18 protein-coding genes are annotated in these 16,330 nt (G+C 48.4%); 5 read left to right on the top strand and 13 right to left on the bottom strand.

All coding sequences use genetic code 11. The features are described from left to right. Positions 1 to 166: transposase (locus tag ACJHXA_RS18730; protein ID WP_072047412.1), on the top strand; the 166-nt coding region annotated here is incomplete at its 5' end. 17 nt (positions 167 to 183) lie between these two features. Here the strand turns inward: ACJHXA_RS18730 and ACJHXA_RS18725 are convergent. The 3 genes from ACJHXA_RS18725 to tehA form a co-directional block, all read right to left on the bottom strand. Continuing rightward, positions 184 to 852, bottom strand: coding sequence for a DUF3313 domain-containing protein (locus ACJHXA_RS18725; RefSeq protein WP_001261013.1), 669 nt, complete (start codon positions 850 to 852; stop codon positions 184 to 186). 302 nt (positions 853 to 1,154) lie between these two features. Beyond that, entirely contained in the window at positions 1,155 to 1,748 is a 594-nt protein-coding gene (tehB, locus tag ACJHXA_RS18720; RefSeq protein ID WP_000586733.1) for a tellurite resistance methyltransferase TehB, read from the bottom strand. Then, positions 1,745 to 2,737, bottom strand: a complete 993-nt coding sequence (gene tehA / locus ACJHXA_RS18715) for a dicarboxylate transporter/tellurite-resistance protein TehA (protein WP_001296725.1) — start codon at positions 2,735 to 2,737, stop codon at positions 1,745 to 1,747. The genes tehB and tehA overlap by 4 nt, the downstream gene beginning before the upstream one ends. Positions 2,738 to 2,860: 123 nt before the next feature. Between tehA and ydcK the strand changes: the two genes are divergently transcribed. Then, positions 2,861 to 3,841 (top strand): YdcK family protein, encoded by a 981-nt coding sequence (gene ydcK / locus ACJHXA_RS18710; RefSeq protein ID WP_001234054.1) that lies wholly within the window; start codon positions 2,861 to 2,863, stop codon positions 3,839 to 3,841. On the opposite strand, the gene rimL is transcribed toward ydcK, so the two are convergent. The 4 genes from rimL to ACJHXA_RS18690 form a co-directional block, all read right to left on the bottom strand. Beyond that, positions 3,836 to 4,372 carry a 50S ribosomal protein L7/L12-serine acetyltransferase gene (gene rimL / locus ACJHXA_RS18705; protein WP_000140877.1) on the bottom strand — a complete coding sequence of 179 codons (537 nt, stop codon included), beginning with the start codon at positions 4,370 to 4,372 and terminating at the stop codon, positions 3,836 to 3,838. The two genes, ydcK and rimL, sit on opposite strands and share 6 nt — an antisense overlap. A gap of 62 nt (positions 4,373 to 4,434) precedes the next feature. After that, positions 4,435 to 4,659, bottom strand: coding sequence for a YdcH family protein (locus ACJHXA_RS18700; protein WP_001296778.1), 225 nt, complete (start codon positions 4,657 to 4,659; stop codon positions 4,435 to 4,437). 139 nt (positions 4,660 to 4,798) lie between these two features. Next, positions 4,799 to 6,454 (bottom strand): glucan biosynthesis protein OpgD, encoded by a 1,656-nt coding sequence (gene opgD / locus ACJHXA_RS18695; RefSeq protein WP_000375956.1) that lies wholly within the window; start codon positions 6,452 to 6,454, stop codon positions 4,799 to 4,801. 224 nt (positions 6,455 to 6,678) lie between these two features. Continuing rightward, positions 6,679 to 8,022: a VOC family protein gene (locus ACJHXA_RS18690; protein WP_000013786.1), complete on the bottom strand. Its 1,344-nt coding sequence runs from the start codon at positions 8,020 to 8,022 to the stop codon at positions 6,679 to 6,681. A gap of 216 nt (positions 8,023 to 8,238) precedes the next feature. Between ACJHXA_RS18690 and ACJHXA_RS18685 the strand changes: the two genes are divergently transcribed. After that, entirely contained in the window at positions 8,239 to 9,162 is a 924-nt protein-coding gene (locus tag ACJHXA_RS18685; RefSeq protein ID WP_000414564.1) for a LysR substrate-binding domain-containing protein, read from the top strand. Between the two features lie 37 nt (positions 9,163 to 9,199). Here ACJHXA_RS18685 and trg read toward each other — a convergent pair whose 3' ends face one another. After that, the gene (gene trg / locus ACJHXA_RS18680) at positions 9,200 to 10,840 is read right to left on the bottom strand and encodes a methyl-accepting chemotaxis protein Trg (protein WP_001098551.1); all 1,641 of its coding nucleotides are present in this window, start codon (positions 10,838 to 10,840) and stop codon (positions 9,200 to 9,202) included. A 398-nt stretch (positions 10,841 to 11,238) separates the two neighbouring features. On the opposite strand from trg, the gene hokB reads away from it, so the two are divergent. After that, positions 11,239 to 11,388, top strand: coding sequence for a type I toxin-antitoxin system toxin HokB (hokB, locus tag ACJHXA_RS18675; RefSeq protein ID WP_001320773.1), 150 nt, complete (start codon positions 11,239 to 11,241; stop codon positions 11,386 to 11,388). Here hokB and yncP read toward each other — a convergent pair. The 3 genes from yncP to cybB form a co-directional block, all read right to left on the bottom strand. Beyond that, positions 11,366 to 11,434 carry a hypothetical protein gene (gene yncP / locus ACJHXA_RS18670; protein WP_212591405.1) on the bottom strand — a complete coding sequence of 23 codons (69 nt, stop codon included), beginning with the start codon at positions 11,432 to 11,434 and terminating at the stop codon, positions 11,366 to 11,368. The genes hokB and yncP overlap by 23 nt on opposite strands. 25 nt (positions 11,435 to 11,459) lie before the next feature. Continuing rightward, positions 11,460 to 11,633: a periplasmic protein gene (locus ACJHXA_RS18665; protein ID WP_000731833.1), complete on the bottom strand. Its 174-nt coding sequence runs from the start codon at positions 11,631 to 11,633 to the stop codon at positions 11,460 to 11,462. A gap of 244 nt (positions 11,634 to 11,877) precedes the next feature. Next, positions 11,878 to 12,408, bottom strand: coding sequence for a cytochrome b561 (gene cybB / locus ACJHXA_RS18660; RefSeq protein ID WP_001307188.1), 531 nt, complete (start codon positions 12,406 to 12,408; stop codon positions 11,878 to 11,880). A gap of 188 nt (positions 12,409 to 12,596) precedes the next feature. On the opposite strand from cybB, the gene gap reads away from it, so the two are divergent. Then, the gene (gene gap, locus ACJHXA_RS18655) at positions 12,597 to 13,598 is read left to right on the top strand and encodes a type I glyceraldehyde-3-phosphate dehydrogenase (protein WP_000048667.1); all 1,002 of its coding nucleotides are present in this window, start codon (positions 12,597 to 12,599) and stop codon (positions 13,596 to 13,598) included. Positions 13,599 to 13,639: 41 nt separating this feature from the next. Here gap and aldA read toward each other — a convergent pair whose 3' ends face one another. Next, positions 13,640 to 15,079 carry an aldehyde dehydrogenase gene (aldA, locus tag ACJHXA_RS18650; RefSeq protein WP_000115957.1) on the bottom strand — a complete coding sequence of 480 codons (1,440 nt, stop codon included), beginning with the start codon at positions 15,077 to 15,079 and terminating at the stop codon, positions 13,640 to 13,642. Positions 15,080 to 15,275: 196 nt separating this feature from the next. Further along, positions 15,276 to 16,076 carry a DUF218 domain-containing protein YdcF gene (gene ydcF, locus ACJHXA_RS18645; protein WP_001027931.1) on the bottom strand — a complete coding sequence of 267 codons (801 nt, stop codon included), beginning with the start codon at positions 16,074 to 16,076 and terminating at the stop codon, positions 15,276 to 15,278. Between the last annotated feature and the right edge of the window lie 254 nt (positions 16,077 to 16,330).

Raw genomic sequence — 16,330 nt, 5'->3', positions numbered from 1 at the left:
GTGGAGTCCTGGCTATTTTGCCAGTAGCTGCGGAGGTGCGCCAATATCCGTCATCCGCCAATACATTGAACAACAGCAAACACCTGGTCAGGTGGAAAACCGCGCCTTATATCCCCGCCCTGAAGGATGGGGTTTTACGGCGCACCGGATAAAAAGCGCCATCTAACGATGGCGCGTCTGGAACTACTTTTTGTTAACGTCAAACATGGTGGCATCGGTCGCCATGTCATCAATAACTTGTTTAATATTTTCGAAAGCCATTGGCGTACTTTCGTTATTCAGGTCTTTACCTTCGCCCTGACGAACGACTTTGATAACCGGTTTATTAGTCGCTGCATCAATCAGCTCACCTTCAAAATAGAGGCGAGTATCCATGGTACGGTGGCCTGTAGCCATTTGCGTCCCCGCAACCACTAATGCAACAGGAACCACTTCATAGAATTGCAGCCCTTCTTTGCTGGTATCTACACCGGTAATGGCCCCACGGAAAATCAGACTACGCGGCCCAGCGGTGGTAACCAGTGGTTTACGCTGCGCTATCGCTTCTTTCATTTCGGTGTTGGTATAGTTCAAAATTTTATCCAGAACTTTCTGCCCTACCTGGGTAGAAGGTTTTGGTACCGGATAATAAGTGATTGGGTTCCAGACGATGCTGTCATATTTGCTTTGATCAAAACTCGGGTCTACCCAACGTAAAACAGGTTTACCTGTTGCTGAGGTTGTTTCTTTTAAATCAGAGTAATTGTTTAAAAAACCAGAATATTTATCTGGCTGGGTGATTTTAGAGGCACAACCAGACAGAGCCAACAAGCCGCATAAAGCTGCAACTTTCGCAAATGATGTGGTACGCATGAATAGTTTCCTGAGATGATTATATTACTTTCTAAGTTATAGCAAAAAGCGCCGCTTCGTGTTGTGGCAAAAAAAGTGTTGGTGAAAATAAATTTTTCAGCCCCTTTTCAGACGACATAGTCAATGCCGAAAAAGGGGCTAAGTCAATCATCAGTAGTTAAATTTCAGTAAGTTAAGCTGCTAAAAAACTTCGACTACTGTGATTAATTTCACATCCCTTCGATAAAAAATATGCTTACCGAAAAGAAGAACAGTAAATCATCTCAGCGTGGGGAATTTTCACGCGCCTTATTCTTAGCGGGTCATTTTTTACGTGCCAGCATCGTGGCGAAACGCAGTTTAATACGATTACCGTTGGCGTCGGTGCGGTGCAGCTCGCCGACGTCTTCATTGTATTTCACCCTCTCCCAGCCTTCGTAATATCGACGTAATTCTCCCTCTTTGAAGGCAAACGGGAAGCCGACGGTACATGGATAATCAGCGGTATCCATCGCCGCCACAATCAGGTTGTAACCACCAGGTTTAGTGCAACGTTGCATATTGACAATCAGCCCTGGGATGGTTTTAGCCTCAAGGAACATCAGTACCACAGTCGAAAGAATAAAATCGTACTGTCTATCAAATGTGAGGTTATTCAGATCAACGACTCGGGTGTGTAAATTATCCAGATTTTCAATGGATTTAATGCGCTCGACGTTGGCGATACTCATGGCATTTTTATCCCATGCGTCAACATCATAACCATTGGCTGCCAGGTAAAGACTGTTACGACCATTGCCACAGCCCAGATCCAGCGTTTTACCCGGTTTAACCACTTTCACCGCTTCCAGTACTTCAGAGTGTGTGCGGGTTAATTCATATTTATCAGTAAAATAGTTTTCGTCACGAATGATCATTCTTTGTCCTCTGCTTTCATTAAAACGGCGCGCTCGGTTCTGACTAACAATTTTCCCTGCATCAGAAGCGCAAAAGTACGGATGAGCAGTATTGCAATAATAAAATTGGTAAAGATAAACAGCGGCACCGCCAGCGTATGGAAAAATCCATTATCGCTGCCACTCCCCAGATGCAAACCGGTGGTTGCCAGTGCAGATACGCCGAACGAGAAACTCCAGAATGAAGCATTAAATGGCTGGGAGAGATACCATGGCATCAGACGTAGCATAAACAGCAGTTGCAGCAGTCCATAACCGAAAAGCATTTTCGCCAGCGTGTCACCCTCGCCGCCGTTGACGCTCAGCCAGGCACTACAAGCCACCAGCGCAGGAGCGAGCTGAATGCCGAGTGATGTCCGCAGTGCCGTGGGTAATTCTCCCGAACTGCGCAGACGCTGCAAGATCACCGGTTCAAGGCTTAGCCATGAGAAAACGCCTGCGCCTAAAAACACCAGACCGGCGTCGGTGTAGCCCAACGCACCACAGGCCATTGCGCTGATAAAGTTGTTGGCAACTGTCGGCAGATACAGTCCAGGCGTGGTAGCTTCTTCAGGGTGAGATCCGCGCCATAATCCCGCAGTTTGCCAGGCGGCATAAGCCAACTGAACCACGACACCAAAACTGAACAGGCACACCGCCAGTGGGCGAAACCACGGAACAAAACCAATCGCCACCAGCATCGTCGTTGCCGGAAACAAACTCACAAAACTGCTCAGCACTGGATGGCGAACTTCCGCCAGCACGCTATGCGGAAAGCGTATGAGTCGGGTAATAAATGCGCTAGTTAATAATCCCCAGATGATCATCGCCAGAATCACCAGCCCATCCCCTAACCAGTGGCTGACCTGCCAAACCTGGCTGGCATAGCGCCAGGCAAATCCCATCCCTATCGTCCCCAACACAATACCAAAGTAGCCTGCCGGCAAATTGAGCACTTTATCGCTCTGCATCTTCTTACTCATTTTGTTTAATTTATAAAGTATATTTGAAATGCATTTTATGGAATTTTCTCGAGCATAGCCAGAGCCGCAGAATTTGCTACGGTTATAGTAAGTCACCTGTGGGAAAACGCTATGCGCAAATATCGTCTAAGTGAAGAACAGCGAGCCTTTAGTTATCAGGAAGATGGCACTAAAAAAAATGTGTTATTACGGCAGATTATCGCCATTAGCGATTTTAACGATGTGATAGCAGGAACCGCTGGCGGCTGGATCGATCGCGAAACGGTGTTAGCACAGGAAGGAAATTGCTGGATTTACGACCAGAATGCTATTGCGTTCGGCGGAACGGTGATTTCCGGTAATACGCGCATCACCGGCACCAGCGTACTGTGGGGAGAGGTTTACGCAACGGATAATGTCTGGATCGATAATAGTGAAATCAGCCAGGGTGCATATATAAGTGACAGTGTCACCATTCATGACTCACTGGTTTGCGGGCAATGTAGAATATTTGGTCACGCCTTAATTAATCAACATTCTATGATCGTCGCAGCACAAGGCTTAACGCCTGACCATCAACTCCTGCTACAAATTTATGATCGCGCAAGGGTTAGCGCCTCGCGTATTGTCCACCAGGCACAAATTTATGGCGATGCCGTCATCCGGTATGCTTTTATTGAACATCGTGCCGAAGTTTTTGATTTTGCCAGTATTGAAGGTAATGAAGAGAACAACGTCTGGCTATGCGATTGCGCTAAAGTCTACGGTCACGCGCAGGTGAAAGCTGGCATAGAAGAAGATGCCATTCCAACGATTCATTACAGTTCGCAGGTGGCGGAATATGCCATTGTGGAAGGTAATTGTGTGTTAAAACATCATGTCTTGATTGGCGGAAATGCCGTGGTACGTGGTGGACCGATTCTGCTCGACGAGCACGTTGTAATACAAGGTGAGAGCCGTATTACAGGTGCGGTGATAATTGAAAACCATGTGGAGTTAACCGACCACGCCGTCGTTGAAGCCTTTGATGGCGACACGGTTCATGTCCGTGGTCCAAAAGTCATTAACGGCGAGGAGCGCATTACGCGAACGCCGCTGGCAGGGTTATTATGAATCGATAATACGCGCGTATAAGTTCACATCATCATAGGCATCATTCAGGAACTCAGCCTGTTTCAGGCAACCTTCAAGGATAAAACCATTGCGCAAAGCGACCTGGTTGCTTTGCGGATTGTCCACCCGACATTTGATCACGAAGCGTCTAAGTTCACCAGACTGGGCGTAATGATGAATCAATGCCTGCAGCGCCTGAGAAATGATCCCCTGCCCCTGATGAGATTCGTCCAGCCAGTAGCCTATTTCAGCGGTTTTATTCAGTGGTTCAATACGATTAAACGAGATAACGCCGATAAGTTCATCTTCTTTGAAAATCATGAACATTTTGGCATAGCCGCGTTGATGCAACATCACATTACCCTGCACCGTTTTTCGCGTGTCCTCTTCACTCTGAACGAACTGCGGCCAGTTTAGCGACTGCTGTAACCAGGTTTTATTTTTACAGATTAACTGATAAAGAGGAGTGACGTGATTTTCTGCAACAGCATGTAATTCAAGTGATTCGCTTACTTTTATCGTTTCAGTCATCTTATCTCCAGTCAATCCATGCAGTTGTTAAAAAAGCCGCCTGGCTGGCGGCTTAGGAAAGTTTATACCTCTTTGACGCTCTCCTGCTGCAGGATTTTGAGCATCTCATCTTTTAACTGTAGCTTTTGTTTTTTCATGCGGACCACTTCCGCATTGTACCCTCGACCGTCGGAACCTTCCTTTCTGGCAATTTCATGATCAAGTTTATTGTGTTTATCGAACAAGGACATAAAGCGAGGATTTTCGTTTTTCAGACGGGATATTAAATCTCGATATTCTGGAAACATACGCACTCCCTGTTAGTGGCTGACAAGGTGTATCTGAAATACACACCATCAGATTACTCATTTAACTTAGGGAAAAATGCGAGCGGGATCGTGTTTAACCAGACGGCACCTCCCGAAGAAGGTGCCGAAGAAAAAACGATTAACTCATCACGCGGTCGTCAACATACTGACGTTTATCCGGCGCTGGCGGGAAATACTGATACAGCCATGTTTCACTGATAGCGTCGCCCTGACAACGCAGATACATCCGCATATCGACCGGATCAGTGGAGTCCGAAGTCGGATACCAGTCAAACTGAATACGATAACCATCAATGGGTTCAATATAGAGAATTTCGATTTGCTTCGCTTCCCCACTGGAAAGCGTAATCACCGGCTCAATGCCTTTTGGTGCGGCAGCTTTCAGATCACCACCAACGAAATCGACGGCAAAACGACGCGCCCATTTTTCGGGATAGTGTTCACCTGGCGCCCAACCTTCCGGGAAACCGCCCATGCCGGTACGCGTCGCCATAACGCGCGCTAATGGGCAATGAACAGGCGGTTGCGCACTCCAGTACAGACGATACTGGAATGCAAACTCATCACCCGCCTTTACAGCTTTTTCTGGCTGCCAGAAGCAGACAATGTTATCCAGCGTTTCGCCCGTTGTTGGGATTTCCATCAGGCCGATGGTGCCCTTACCCCACTTGTTACGCGGTTCCACCCACAGACTTGGGCGTTTGTTATACCAGCCCATAATGTCCTGATAATGGGAGAAGTCACGATCCAGTTGCAATAAACCAAACCCTTTCGGGTTGTTGTCGGTGTAAGCATTGAACTGCAATTTTTGCGGATTATTCAGCGGACGGCAAATCCACTCGCCGTTGCCCCGCCACATGGACAGACGATCAGAGTCATGAATTTGCGGATGAATGGTGTCGCACATCCGACGTTCATTAGTACCGCAGCTGAACATACTGGTCATCGGCGCAATGCCCAGCTGTTTAATGTCTTTGCGCGCATACAGGTGATTTTCCACATCCATAATCACCTGACTTTTCTCACAATGGATAGTGAACTTATAGGCACCAGTAATGCTGGCGCTATCGAGCAACGCATAAACGGTAAAGGTAGTTGCCCCCGGTTTTACCGTATCAAACCAGAAGGCGGTAAAGTCGGGGAACTCTTCTTTACTGTCGGTGTAAGTGTCGATCGCCAGGCCGCGGGCCGACAAACCGTATTGATATGTATCATCAACGGCGCGGAAATAACTCGCGCCGAGAAATGATACTACATCACGGCGCGCCAGTTCGGGGGCTTTAAACACGCGAAAACCGGCAAAGCCGAGATCGCTTTGCCCTTCTAATTGTTTTGTATCAACACCCGCATCGTTGTATTTGAACAACTCCGGGCGAAAGTGAATTTCACGCGCCAGATGTGTTGCTGGATCTACAGAAAACATACGAACGCGGCGACGGAATCCCATTCCCATATGGAAGAACTGAGCGTCCAGTTGACGGTTCTCAACGTTATGCCAGAGCGATTTTTCGGCGTCGTATTGAATACTGTTATAAGCCTGCGGCGTCATTGTCGCCAGCGTGTCAGGTAACGGACGAGGCGCACCACGCCACGCTGTTTGCGCTAAGTCGTGCGCCATTGACTGTAGAATGGAGAAGTCAAAACGCTGGGTTTGCCCGTCGGCAATATCAGAATCTGCCGCGAATGCCGCCTGAGAAAAAAGAGAAGCAATGCCGCTGGTACCGCACACGGCGGCCATAGCCATTGAACCTTTAATAAATCGTCTACGATCCATACCTGAAAGTGAGTCCTTCTGGTGTTGTGAATGGTCCCGCGCTGGTCGTTTTCAGCGGCAAGAAAGTGCTTATTTATGACCGCTCACTCTAGACAATATTTATTAATAATCCAATTGTTGAACTGAGAGAATATGCATAAATCGGCATTTTTTTTATGTCGATGGGATGAGCCTGATTCGTTTGTAAAATCAGGCAAATTTTTGCAAAGGCGGATGGTCAGAATTTAAAGCAAACCACAGCGACGTTTACTGCGTTCTTCCGCTTCCTGGTAAAGCTGGAACTCATCCAAAACCGGACAACCCAACGCCTGCTCAAATGCTTCGCGACTGGCATTACCGTGACTGCGTGTCTGCGTTTCATTACCCAGATTTGACTGGAAGATCCCCGCCGCGCTAACGGGCAAGAAATCTTCATAGGTAATGGGTTGCGCCGCGACCCAACCACGTTCAATTAAGGGCTGTGGATCGTCTCCGGGATGAATCGCCTGACGATGCGCCTCACCTGAAGGCGTCAGACGGTACCGGAACCATGCCAGCCCTTGCTGACGCATTAAAAACTCACTGTCAGGAAAAGTGCGGAAGGTTTCCTGTAAATGCATTTGGTGAGTGAGATTATCCTGCCCGGTTCCAGCGTTACGCAGAAGATCATCATACAGTTGTCGCCCTTTCGGCGTTAATGCCACGCCACGCTGCTCAATTTCACCAAAGCGCGCGGTATGCGTGCCCTGTTTCTGCCCCGCAAACAACACCGTCTCTTCCAGTGCTTTAAAGCTGGTCTGGCGTAGTAAAATCGGTACCTCGCGGCGCGGCGGCCCCTCGATGAGAATTTTGGGTTCAATTCCGCATTCAGGCATCATCGACTGCACCCGGTCAATATCCAGCGTACGTGGTGTCAGGTGGTTGATATGGCATCCAGGAAAACAGACCACATCAGCAATCAACCGATGTTCGTTGTGCAAGGCGCGATAGGTTTCTTCATCTACCGTTGCTGACTGGTGCCAGCGAAACGTTTCCAGGGCTTCCTGCACAAACTCCTGTGCCTGTGTTTCGTTAAAACCGCCCTGCTGCTCATATTCCTCTAACAGTTGTCGACAACGTGGGGTGAAGATATCGCGCTGACGTAGAATCTCCGCCGCTTTCTGGCGCAAAATTTCGTTCTCGATAAGCTCAAGGCGGAGTAAGGAGGTAAAAACGCGGAAGGGATTACGCGCCAGAGAAGCATCATCAATGGGCCGAAATGCTGTCGAATGTACCGGCACCCCTGCCTGCGAGAGATCGTAATAGCTCACCGGGTACATCCCCATAATGGCAAACATCCGCCGAAGAGTAGCAAGCTCTTGTGCAGTCCCAACGCGAATCGCCCCATGACGTTCAACATTCAGTCGCGCCAGCTCGTCTGCATTTACCATTTTTTCGTGCAGTTGAGGATTGTTTTCCAGCACAGCCAGATTCACATCAGCTACCAGTTCCAGCAGCGTGCCATATTGCGGAACTTCTTGCTGGTACATGGCTGACATTGCCTGCGAAAACTGTTCCCGAATCTCATCCGCCGTGATGCTGTTCGCCATAGTGTCTGCCTCCAGTGGTCAGTAATCTGGAGTGTAGGTAACCGCATTCACTCTTGCGGGAAGAATTTACAAACTGTGATCTCGCCGCGAAAACATCAATATTATCCATTTTGCTGTAACATAATTGCTTTAATTGTTAATAATATTTTGCAATCAAGTTATCATAATCAAACAACTTCACTTGTCAGCGACACCGCTTCGTTTTTAACATCGCTTATGGAAAAAAATAGTCTGTTTAGTCAGCGCATCCGTTTGCGCCACCTTCATACATTCGTAGCTGTCGCACAACAAGGAACTTTGGGGCGCGCGGCTGAAACCCTTAATTTGAGTCAACCTGCGCTCTCTAAGACATTGAATGAACTGGAGCAGCTGACTGGCGCTCGCTTGTTTGAGCGTGGTCGTCAGGGGGCGCAACTTACCTTACCCGGCGAACAATTTTTAACGCATGCAGTCAGAGTTCTTGACGCCATCAACACTGCCGGACAGTCGCTTCATCGTAAAGAAGGTCTTAATAATGATGTCGTCAGGGTTGGTGCACTACCTACTGCGGCACTGGGGATATTACCTTCGGTTATAGGTCAGTTTCATCAGCAACAAAAAGAGACGACCTTGCAAGTTGCGACAATGAGTAACCCTATGATTCTGGCGGGTTTAAAAACCGGGGAAATCGATATCGGCATTGGTCGGATGTCAGATCCTGAACTGATGACCGGGCTTAATTACGAACTGCTGTTTCTTGAATCGTTGAAGCTGGTTGTCCGCCCTAATCACCCGCTACTTCAGGAGAACGTAACGCTAAGCCGGGTGCTGGAATGGCCGGTCGTTGTATCACCAGAAGGCACTGCGCCACGCCAGCATTCAGATGCATTAGTGCAGAGCCAGGGCTGTAAAATTCCTTCGGGTTGTATCGAAACGCTGTCTGCTTCGCTATCTCGTCAACTTACGGTTGAATACGATTACGTGTGGTTTGTCCCTTCTGGCGCTGTAAAAGACGACCTGCGTCATGCCACGCTGGTGGCCCTGCCTGTTCCGGGACATGGTGCAGGCGAACCGATTGGAATACTGACCCGCGTAGATGCGACGTTCTCTTCTGGTTGCCAGTTGATGATTAACGCTATTCGAAAATCAATGCCGTTCTGAAAGGTGAAGGGATCTGTCGATCCCTCCTTGAACATTTTCACACCGTAGCGAAACTAACTGGTTCACCCGCTCCGCGAGGTTCTGCCGACACAGAATGTTTGTGCAGACGGAATACATCCACCGCCTCAGTTAATCGTGCCGCCTGTTCTTCAAGGGACACCGCCGCCGCTGAGGCCTCTTCTACCAGAGAAGCATTCTGTTGCGTCACCTTATCCATTTCAGAAATCGCCTGGCTAACCTGCGTTATGCCTCTACTTTGTTCATCCGAGGCGGCGGCGATTTCCTGCATGATATGTGTGACACTCGCGACGGCATCAACAATAGTGCTCATGGTTTTCCCTGCCGTTGCCACCTCATCCGACCCCAGGTCAATTAACCTGACTGATTCACTGATCAAGCCTTCAATCTCTTTCGCCGCTTGGGCGCTGCGGCTTGCGAGTGTCCGTACTTCGCTGGCGACAACGGCAAATCCACGGCCTTGCTCACCCGCTCGCGCGGCTTCAACGGCAGCATTCAGTGCCAGAATATTCGTCTGGAAAGCAATACTGTTGATGACGGCGGTGATCTCGGAAATTTTCTTCGAACTTGTAGAGATAGCGCCCATCGTTTTTACTACACCGGAAACCGTCTGCCCGCCATCGCTGGCTTTAATAGAAGCCTCTTGCGCCAGTTTGCTGGCATGATGCGCGTTATCCGCATTCTGTTTCACCGTCGCAGTGAGTTGCTCCATGCTAGCGGCAGTTTGTTCGATAGCCGCCGCTTGTTCTTCGGTGCGAGATGACAGGTCCGCATTGCCAGCTGAAATTTCGCTGGTGCCACGATAAATCTCTTCCGCACCCTGTCGAACAGTCCCTACTGTCATCCCCAGTGAATGCTGCATTTGCTGTAAATGACGATTTAAGCGACCGATTTCATTACGACCCGCCGGTTCATCGTTCATCGTCAGATCGCCACTAGCGATTTTTTCAATCCGTTGTGCGGCATGTTGCAGTGGACGAATGACGATCCGACGTATCACCATAAATGTTATCAGCGTCATGACCAGGGCAAGCACAAACGCGCCAATCATGAACATCCCACCCAGGCGGGTGCGCTGATGGGCCAGTTCCGCCAGTTGGTTGGCTCTGGTGCTACGTATCTTAACGGCTTTGTTCAAAATATCGGTATAAGCATTATCCAGCGGTCGGATCTGCTCACTTTCATGATTAATAATCGCTTCAAACATGCCATTTTTGGCATATTTCAACATAGGTTGCATACCCGTGATATAAGCCTGAAAGCGTTGATTTAATTCAGTGTCGAGGGCTTCATCAGCAGGTGTTTTCACCGGCCGATTCTGATAAGCACGATAACCTTGCTGCGACTGTTTAATCTCCGATTCGGCTTGCGCAATATTTCGCTTCATTGCTTCCATTTCCGCAATACGACTCGCAGCCCCGGCCTGAATCATATTGATCCGGGCTGAACGCAAAAAATCTGAACTGTTCGCTAACCCGGTCCGAATCTCAATCTCCGCAGTAACATCACGCTGATCGCGATCGGCCTGCCAGAGGAAATAGCCAGCCAGAGCAGAACTTAATGCGAATAGAACTAAGATACCGCCAAGAATGCAGGCAAATAACGGAACCAGTCTGATGTGATGCAAAAAACCTAATCGCTGTGAGGGAGTTGTATTCATTACCGTTGTCTCTCGTCCAGGTTTACTCCTGATAGAAAGTCATCGGCACTTGACGGTAATTACTTATGACCAAAAACCTCTTTGCGTCACATTTTTACAACAATTATTGCAGAGAAAATTAATGCTATTGGAATGAAGAGAGTAACGAATGGCTAAACTGGCTAACCCGAATGACGAAAAATTCTGGAAAACAGCACGCAATTTCGTGAAGTGATTATTTTCGTCCCTAAGGAAACCTCATAGGATGCCTGCGGGTGCCTGAGACTTTCTGTTTTCAGGCTAACCGGGAATCAGAAAGACGAAGGCCCCGACCGATATTTCTATCAACCGAGGCCAACGAATGAACCTAGCAATTCAGATCTTAGCCTCTTACCCGCCATCCGGCAAGGAGAAAGGCTATGAAGCACAACCCTCTGGTGGTGTGTCTGCTCATTATCTGCATTACGATTCTGACATTCACACTCCTGACCCGACAAACGCTCTACGAACTGCGGTTCCGGGACGGTGATAAGGAGGTTGCTGCGCTCATGGCCTGCACGTCCAGGTAAGGGCAAGCGCGGGGATTTTCCCCGCGCATCTGACTAGCAGATTCATTTTCTCATGGCACCCCTTTTACACTTCAGTTAGTGCATGTTTTTTTCGAGGCACTAATAGAACCATCATTACAGACAAATTTGCCGCCTGCCGTACAGTGTGAGATCCCCCCTTTCGAACCAGAACAGGGTTTGCGCCCGGCATCGGCATAAAAGGAAACAAGCGTTCCCATAAACAAAATAAGTGCCAGTTTTTTCATATAACCTCCATGGTTTATCGAATCTTATGTTCGATTTGAACGTTATACGCTGGTTTATTTTGATACCGTTGATGAGATCAAAGATCGGGTGAATTGATTAAAAATAAGCCAGATGGACGTATGGGCAAGGATTATGGTTTTATTTGTCATACAAATAAATATAATAGGCGCTTCCGATGTAGACCCGTATTCTTCGCCTGTACCACGGGTCGGTTTTAGTACAGGCGTTTTCTTGAAATATCCTTCAGGAACGTTTACGCGGCATCATGCGTAGAAGTGTGTTGTCCTTCCAGAAATAGTGGTGTGCCAGTGCAGCCGCAGCGTGCAACCCGATCACAAAATATCCCAGATTCGCCAGCGTCTCATGCCACGACTTTAAGCTATCAACCCGTTCGAAATTGGCCTCTGAAGCGTAAGGCATCGTCAAACCAAACGCAAACCACGGGTTGCCCCGGTTATACATCATCACCAAACCAATCACTGGCAGCGCAATAAACAGGAGATAAATCACCAAATGTCCCAAATGCGCCAGTCCCGTCATCATCGGTTTTGGCTTAGGTATAATCGGCGGGGTTGGGTATTTCAGTCTTAACAAAAGACGAACCACCATCAGCACGAGAATTGAGATACCACAGGAAACATGAACCATGTTGATGAGTGGCCGATCGCTACGTGGGAAGAAACCACGAAACTCCATTGCGCAATACGCTGCGATAACCAGCAAAAAGACCAGCCAGTGAATGCTGATTTGTAACCTTGAGTATTTATTTTCCATAACATTTCCTGCTTTAACATAATTTTCCGTTAACATAACGGGCTTTTCTCAAAATTTCATTAAATATTGTTCACCCGTTTTCAGTACGTTACGTTTCACTGTAAGAATGGAGATTGCCCATCCCACAATCCTGGTCTAAGCCTGGAAAGGATCAATTTTCATCCGAATGTTCCTGACAGGAGAAAACCATGAGTAAAGTTGGTATTAACGGTTTTGGTCGTATCGGTCGACTGGTGTTGCGTCGATTACTTGAAGTCAAAAGCAACATAGACGTTGTCGCTATTAATGATCTCACTTCCCCAAAAATTCTCGCCTACCTGCTGAAACATGATTCAAACTACGGACCATTCCCCTGGAGCGTTGATTTTACGGAAGATTCACTTATCGTTGATGGGAAAAGTATCGCGGTTTACGCCGAAAAAGAGGCTAAAAATATTCCGTGGAAAGCGAAAGGTGCAGAAATCATTGTCGAATGTACTGGCTTTTATACCTCCGCCGAGAAATCGCAGGCGCATCTTGATGCTGGTGCGAAGAAGGTGTTGATTTCCGCCCCTGCCGGTGAAATGAAAACTATCGTTTATAACGTCAATGACGACACTCTGGATGGCAACGACACCATTGTTTCCGTGGCGTCATGCACAACTAACTGTCTTGCGCCGATGGCCAAAGCCTTGCATGACAGTTTCGGGATAGAAGTCGGCACGATGACGACCATTCATGCCTATACTGGCACCCAGTCACTGGTGGATGGCCCACGTGGTAAAGATTTACGTGCTTCACGCGCAGCGGCAGAAAATATCATTCCCCACACTACGGGGGCGGCAAAAGCCATTGGTCTGGTGATCCCGGAACTGAGCGGCAAACTGAAAGGTCATGCGCAACGCGTGCCGGTGAAAACAGGTTCGGTCACTGAACTGGTATCGATTCTCGGAAAAAAAGTGACTGCCGAAGAGGTGAATAACGCACTTAAACAAGCAACCACCAATAACGAGTCATTTGGTTATACCGATGAAGAAATAGTCTCTTCCGATATCATTGGCAGCCATTTCGGTTCGGTGTTTGATGCCACGCAAACGGAAATTACCGCCGTGGGCGATTTACAACTGGTGAAAACGGTCGCCTGGTACGATAACGAATATGGCTTCGTCACGCAGCTTATTCGCACCCTCGAAAAATTCGCTAAACTCTGACGCGCACAGGCGGAGGAAAAAACCTCCGCCTCTTTTACTCATTACGACTGTAAATAAACCACCTGGGTCTGCAGATATTCATGCAGGCCATGTTTACCATCTGCGCCGCCAATACCGGATTTACGCCATCCGGCGTGGAAGCCTTGCATAGCTTCGAAGTTTTCACGGTTGATGTAAGTTTCACCAAACTTCAGCCCTTTAATGGCTTTCATCGCGACGTTCAGATTTTGGGTATAGATTGATGAGGTCAGGCCGTAATCACTGTCATTAGCCATTGAGATAGCCTCTTCCAGCGTGTCAAATGCGACCACCGGCAGAACCGGGCCAAAGGTTTCCTCATGCATAATCGACATTTCCTGGCGAACATCCAGCAGCAATGTCGGCGGATAATAATATCCTTTCCCCTCTACCGCTTTGCCACCCAACGCCACTCTCGCCCCTTCTTCTACTGCGCGCGCCACTTTTTGCTCAACCCTTTCCAGCGCCGCGGCGTTAATCAACGGCCCCATCGCAATGTCGTTGCGTTCAGCGGGGTTACCAAATTGAACCGCCTGCATCGCTTCACCCAGCCGATTGACGAACTGATCATAAATGCCTTTCTGTACATAAATACGTTCTGCACAGTTACACACTTGCCCACTATTAATGACGCGTGAATCAACGATGGCTTTGACTGCCAGTTCAAGATCGGCATCGTCCATTACGATAGCTGGTGCTTTACCCCCCAATTCCAGACACACTTTGGTGATGTTTTTCGCCGCAGTCGCCATGATCTTCTCACCTGCAGAGACGCTGCCTGTCATACTGACCATTGCGACCTTTGGGTTACCCGCCAGTTCTTGCCCAACGGTTTCACCACGCCCCAGTACAAGGTTAAACACGCCGCGCGGAAGGCCTATTTCATCGACGATTTTGGCGAATGCAATCGCATTGGTTGGCGTAAATTCACTAGGTTTAATGACGATGGTATTACCGGTCAAAAGAGCGGGAGCCATTTTGCGGGCAATGAGGAAGAACGGGAAGTTCCACGGCAGAATGCCGGTAGTCACACCAAGCGCACGTTTAAACAAAAGAATATTTTCTCCTGGACGATCGCTTTGAATAATCTCGCCCTCGTAACGCCGTGCCCACTCCGCCATGTAATCGATATAGTCGGCAGTAAAAGCCACTTCGACTTCAGCCAGCTGCTGGATCTTGCCCCCTTCTTCAACAATCAGCGCACTGATTTCACTGGCGCGTTCGCGGATCCCGGCGGAGATTTTGCGCAACCAACTGGCGCGTTCAATAGCAGGCAACGCTTCCCATTCTGGTTGTGCACGTTCTGCTGCATCGATTGCCTTACGGGCATCCTCGGCCTGACCATCGGGTATGCGGGAAATGACAGCCTCTGTAGCAGGGTTTACCACATCAATCCATGCGTCTCCACGCCAGGTAACAAACTGTCCATCGATATACATAGGATGTTGAACGGGTACTGACATGGGCGACTCCTGTGATTTATATGTTTGTTTTCTGTGAATGCATTGTTAATTAACATCAATCATCAGAGAGACGGCATCGTGAAAGGACAATTCTGTGAAGGGCTTCATAAAAACAAGTGTAAAAGGAATAAAAGGCAGAAATAAAAGTCAGGAGTCATGCCCGTTTGCAAACAAGTGGTTCACAAACGGGCAATTTTTAACGTAACGAGCGACTTTCCATCGCCTCGATGAGCACCGCATCATGTTTCAGCGTTTGCCATGCATGGATGACTTCTGCCGGAAAATCAACGTGAACGATAAAATCTCGCCCGCGGGGACCGTAGCCATCGCTATCATCGCGTAAACGCGGCAGCTCGCCAGTGAGTAGTGAGAGATAACGCTCAACCGGCCATAATCCTTGTAACTGATTAATAAAGATTACACTGTCTGCGTTATTTCCTAACTGAGGAACGAATCCGGGATAACTTAACCAGCGTGGTGCATCGGGATTGTCCCCAGTCATACGGCGGAACGTCGCCATCGTGCGCCGCTGCATGGTGGGGTCCTGAACAACGATAGCCGTATGAACTCGTTCTACGGCCTGTTTCAATAGCGCGATGCTAAAGCGTGCGTTTTCACCGCAGTTTGTTGACTGGTCTTCAATCCAGATTTTTTCATGCGGAATGTGCCAGAACTGATGAGCGATATCCGCCAGGATGGTCGCTTCTGCTCTGCCAGTGGTGCGGATAGTGTTGTAGTGCGGATGCTGTGCGATGGCGCTATACAAAAAAGTTGTCGAGTGACCGATACCACCACTAATCAGTAAAGGAATTTGCTGATCGCGAGCAATCTTACATGCCGCGTCGATAGTCGGCATAACCGCATTGCCTGCAAGGATCACGCAATCGGCCTGATACGGCACCTCACCGGAGAAATCATCCTGCGCCAGCCACTGTCCGATAACATTTATGGCATCTATAGTTGCCGGCGAAAGCGTCGGAAACGGGGTAATGTTCATGGTTCCTCCTTATCGTTCCCTTAAGATACGCGTGAGATAATAGTGAGAAGCGGAGCACTCTGAAAGGAGGAAGTCGTATGTCCTTAACCGCCACTCCGCAAGCCTGACATATCTTTTAAGGAAATGCTGTAGATAAACATTATTCATCTTGCAGCAGAGAATTGTATTTTTCTGAATTCCTGAATTTTTACCCTTACCGTTTTAGAATTAATAAAAAACCCGGCGCTAAATGCTTACCGGGTTTTTTCTTTATC

The organism is Escherichia sp. WS33, from assembly GCF_046486385.1.
GTDB lineage: Bacteria > Pseudomonadota > Gammaproteobacteria > Enterobacterales > Enterobacteriaceae > ECMA0423.
The sequence above is the reverse complement of the archived record's forward strand: the minus strand, read 5'-3'. Positions and strand labels throughout refer to the sequence as shown.

Coding starts and splice junctions, on each gene's coding strand:
- trg (WP_001098551.1), bottom strand. CDS start 10,840: ATGAATACAACTCCCTCACAGCGATTAGGTTTTTTGCATCACATCAGA.
- hokB (WP_001320773.1), top strand. CDS start 11,239: ATGAAGCACAACCCTCTGGTGGTGTGTCTGCTCATTATCTGCATTACG.
- cybB (WP_001307188.1), bottom strand. CDS start 12,408: ATGGAAAATAAATACTCAAGGTTACAAATCAGCATTCACTGGCTGGTC.
- ACJHXA_RS18700 (WP_001296778.1), bottom strand. CDS start 4,659: ATGTTTCCAGAATATCGAGATTTAATATCCCGTCTGAAAAACGAAAAT.
- ACJHXA_RS18725 (WP_001261013.1), bottom strand. CDS start 852: ATGCGTACCACATCATTTGCGAAAGTTGCAGCTTTATGCGGCTTGTTG.
- opgD (WP_000375956.1), bottom strand. CDS start 6,454: ATGGATCGTAGACGATTTATTAAAGGTTCAATGGCTATGGCCGCCGTG.
- ydcF (WP_001027931.1), bottom strand. CDS start 16,076: ATGAACATTACCCCGTTTCCGACGCTTTCGCCGGCAACTATAGATGCC.
- ACJHXA_RS18685 (WP_000414564.1), top strand. CDS start 8,239: ATGGAAAAAAATAGTCTGTTTAGTCAGCGCATCCGTTTGCGCCACCTT.
- ACJHXA_RS18690 (WP_000013786.1), bottom strand. CDS start 8,022: ATGGCGAACAGCATCACGGCGGATGAGATTCGGGAACAGTTTTCGCAG.
- rimL (WP_000140877.1), bottom strand. CDS start 4,372: ATGACTGAAACGATAAAAGTAAGCGAATCACTTGAATTACATGCTGTT.
- aldA (WP_000115957.1), bottom strand. CDS start 15,079: ATGTCAGTACCCGTTCAACATCCTATGTATATCGATGGACAGTTTGTT.
- tehB (WP_000586733.1), bottom strand. CDS start 1,748: ATGATCATTCGTGACGAAAACTATTTTACTGATAAATATGAATTAACC.
- tehA (WP_001296725.1), bottom strand. CDS start 2,737: ATGCAGAGCGATAAAGTGCTCAATTTGCCGGCAGGCTACTTTGGTATT.
- gap (WP_000048667.1), top strand. CDS start 12,597: ATGAGTAAAGTTGGTATTAACGGTTTTGGTCGTATCGGTCGACTGGTG.
- ydcK (WP_001234054.1), top strand. CDS start 2,861: ATGCGCAAATATCGTCTAAGTGAAGAACAGCGAGCCTTTAGTTATCAG.
- ACJHXA_RS18665 (WP_000731833.1), bottom strand. CDS start 11,633: ATGAAAAAACTGGCACTTATTTTGTTTATGGGAACGCTTGTTTCCTTT.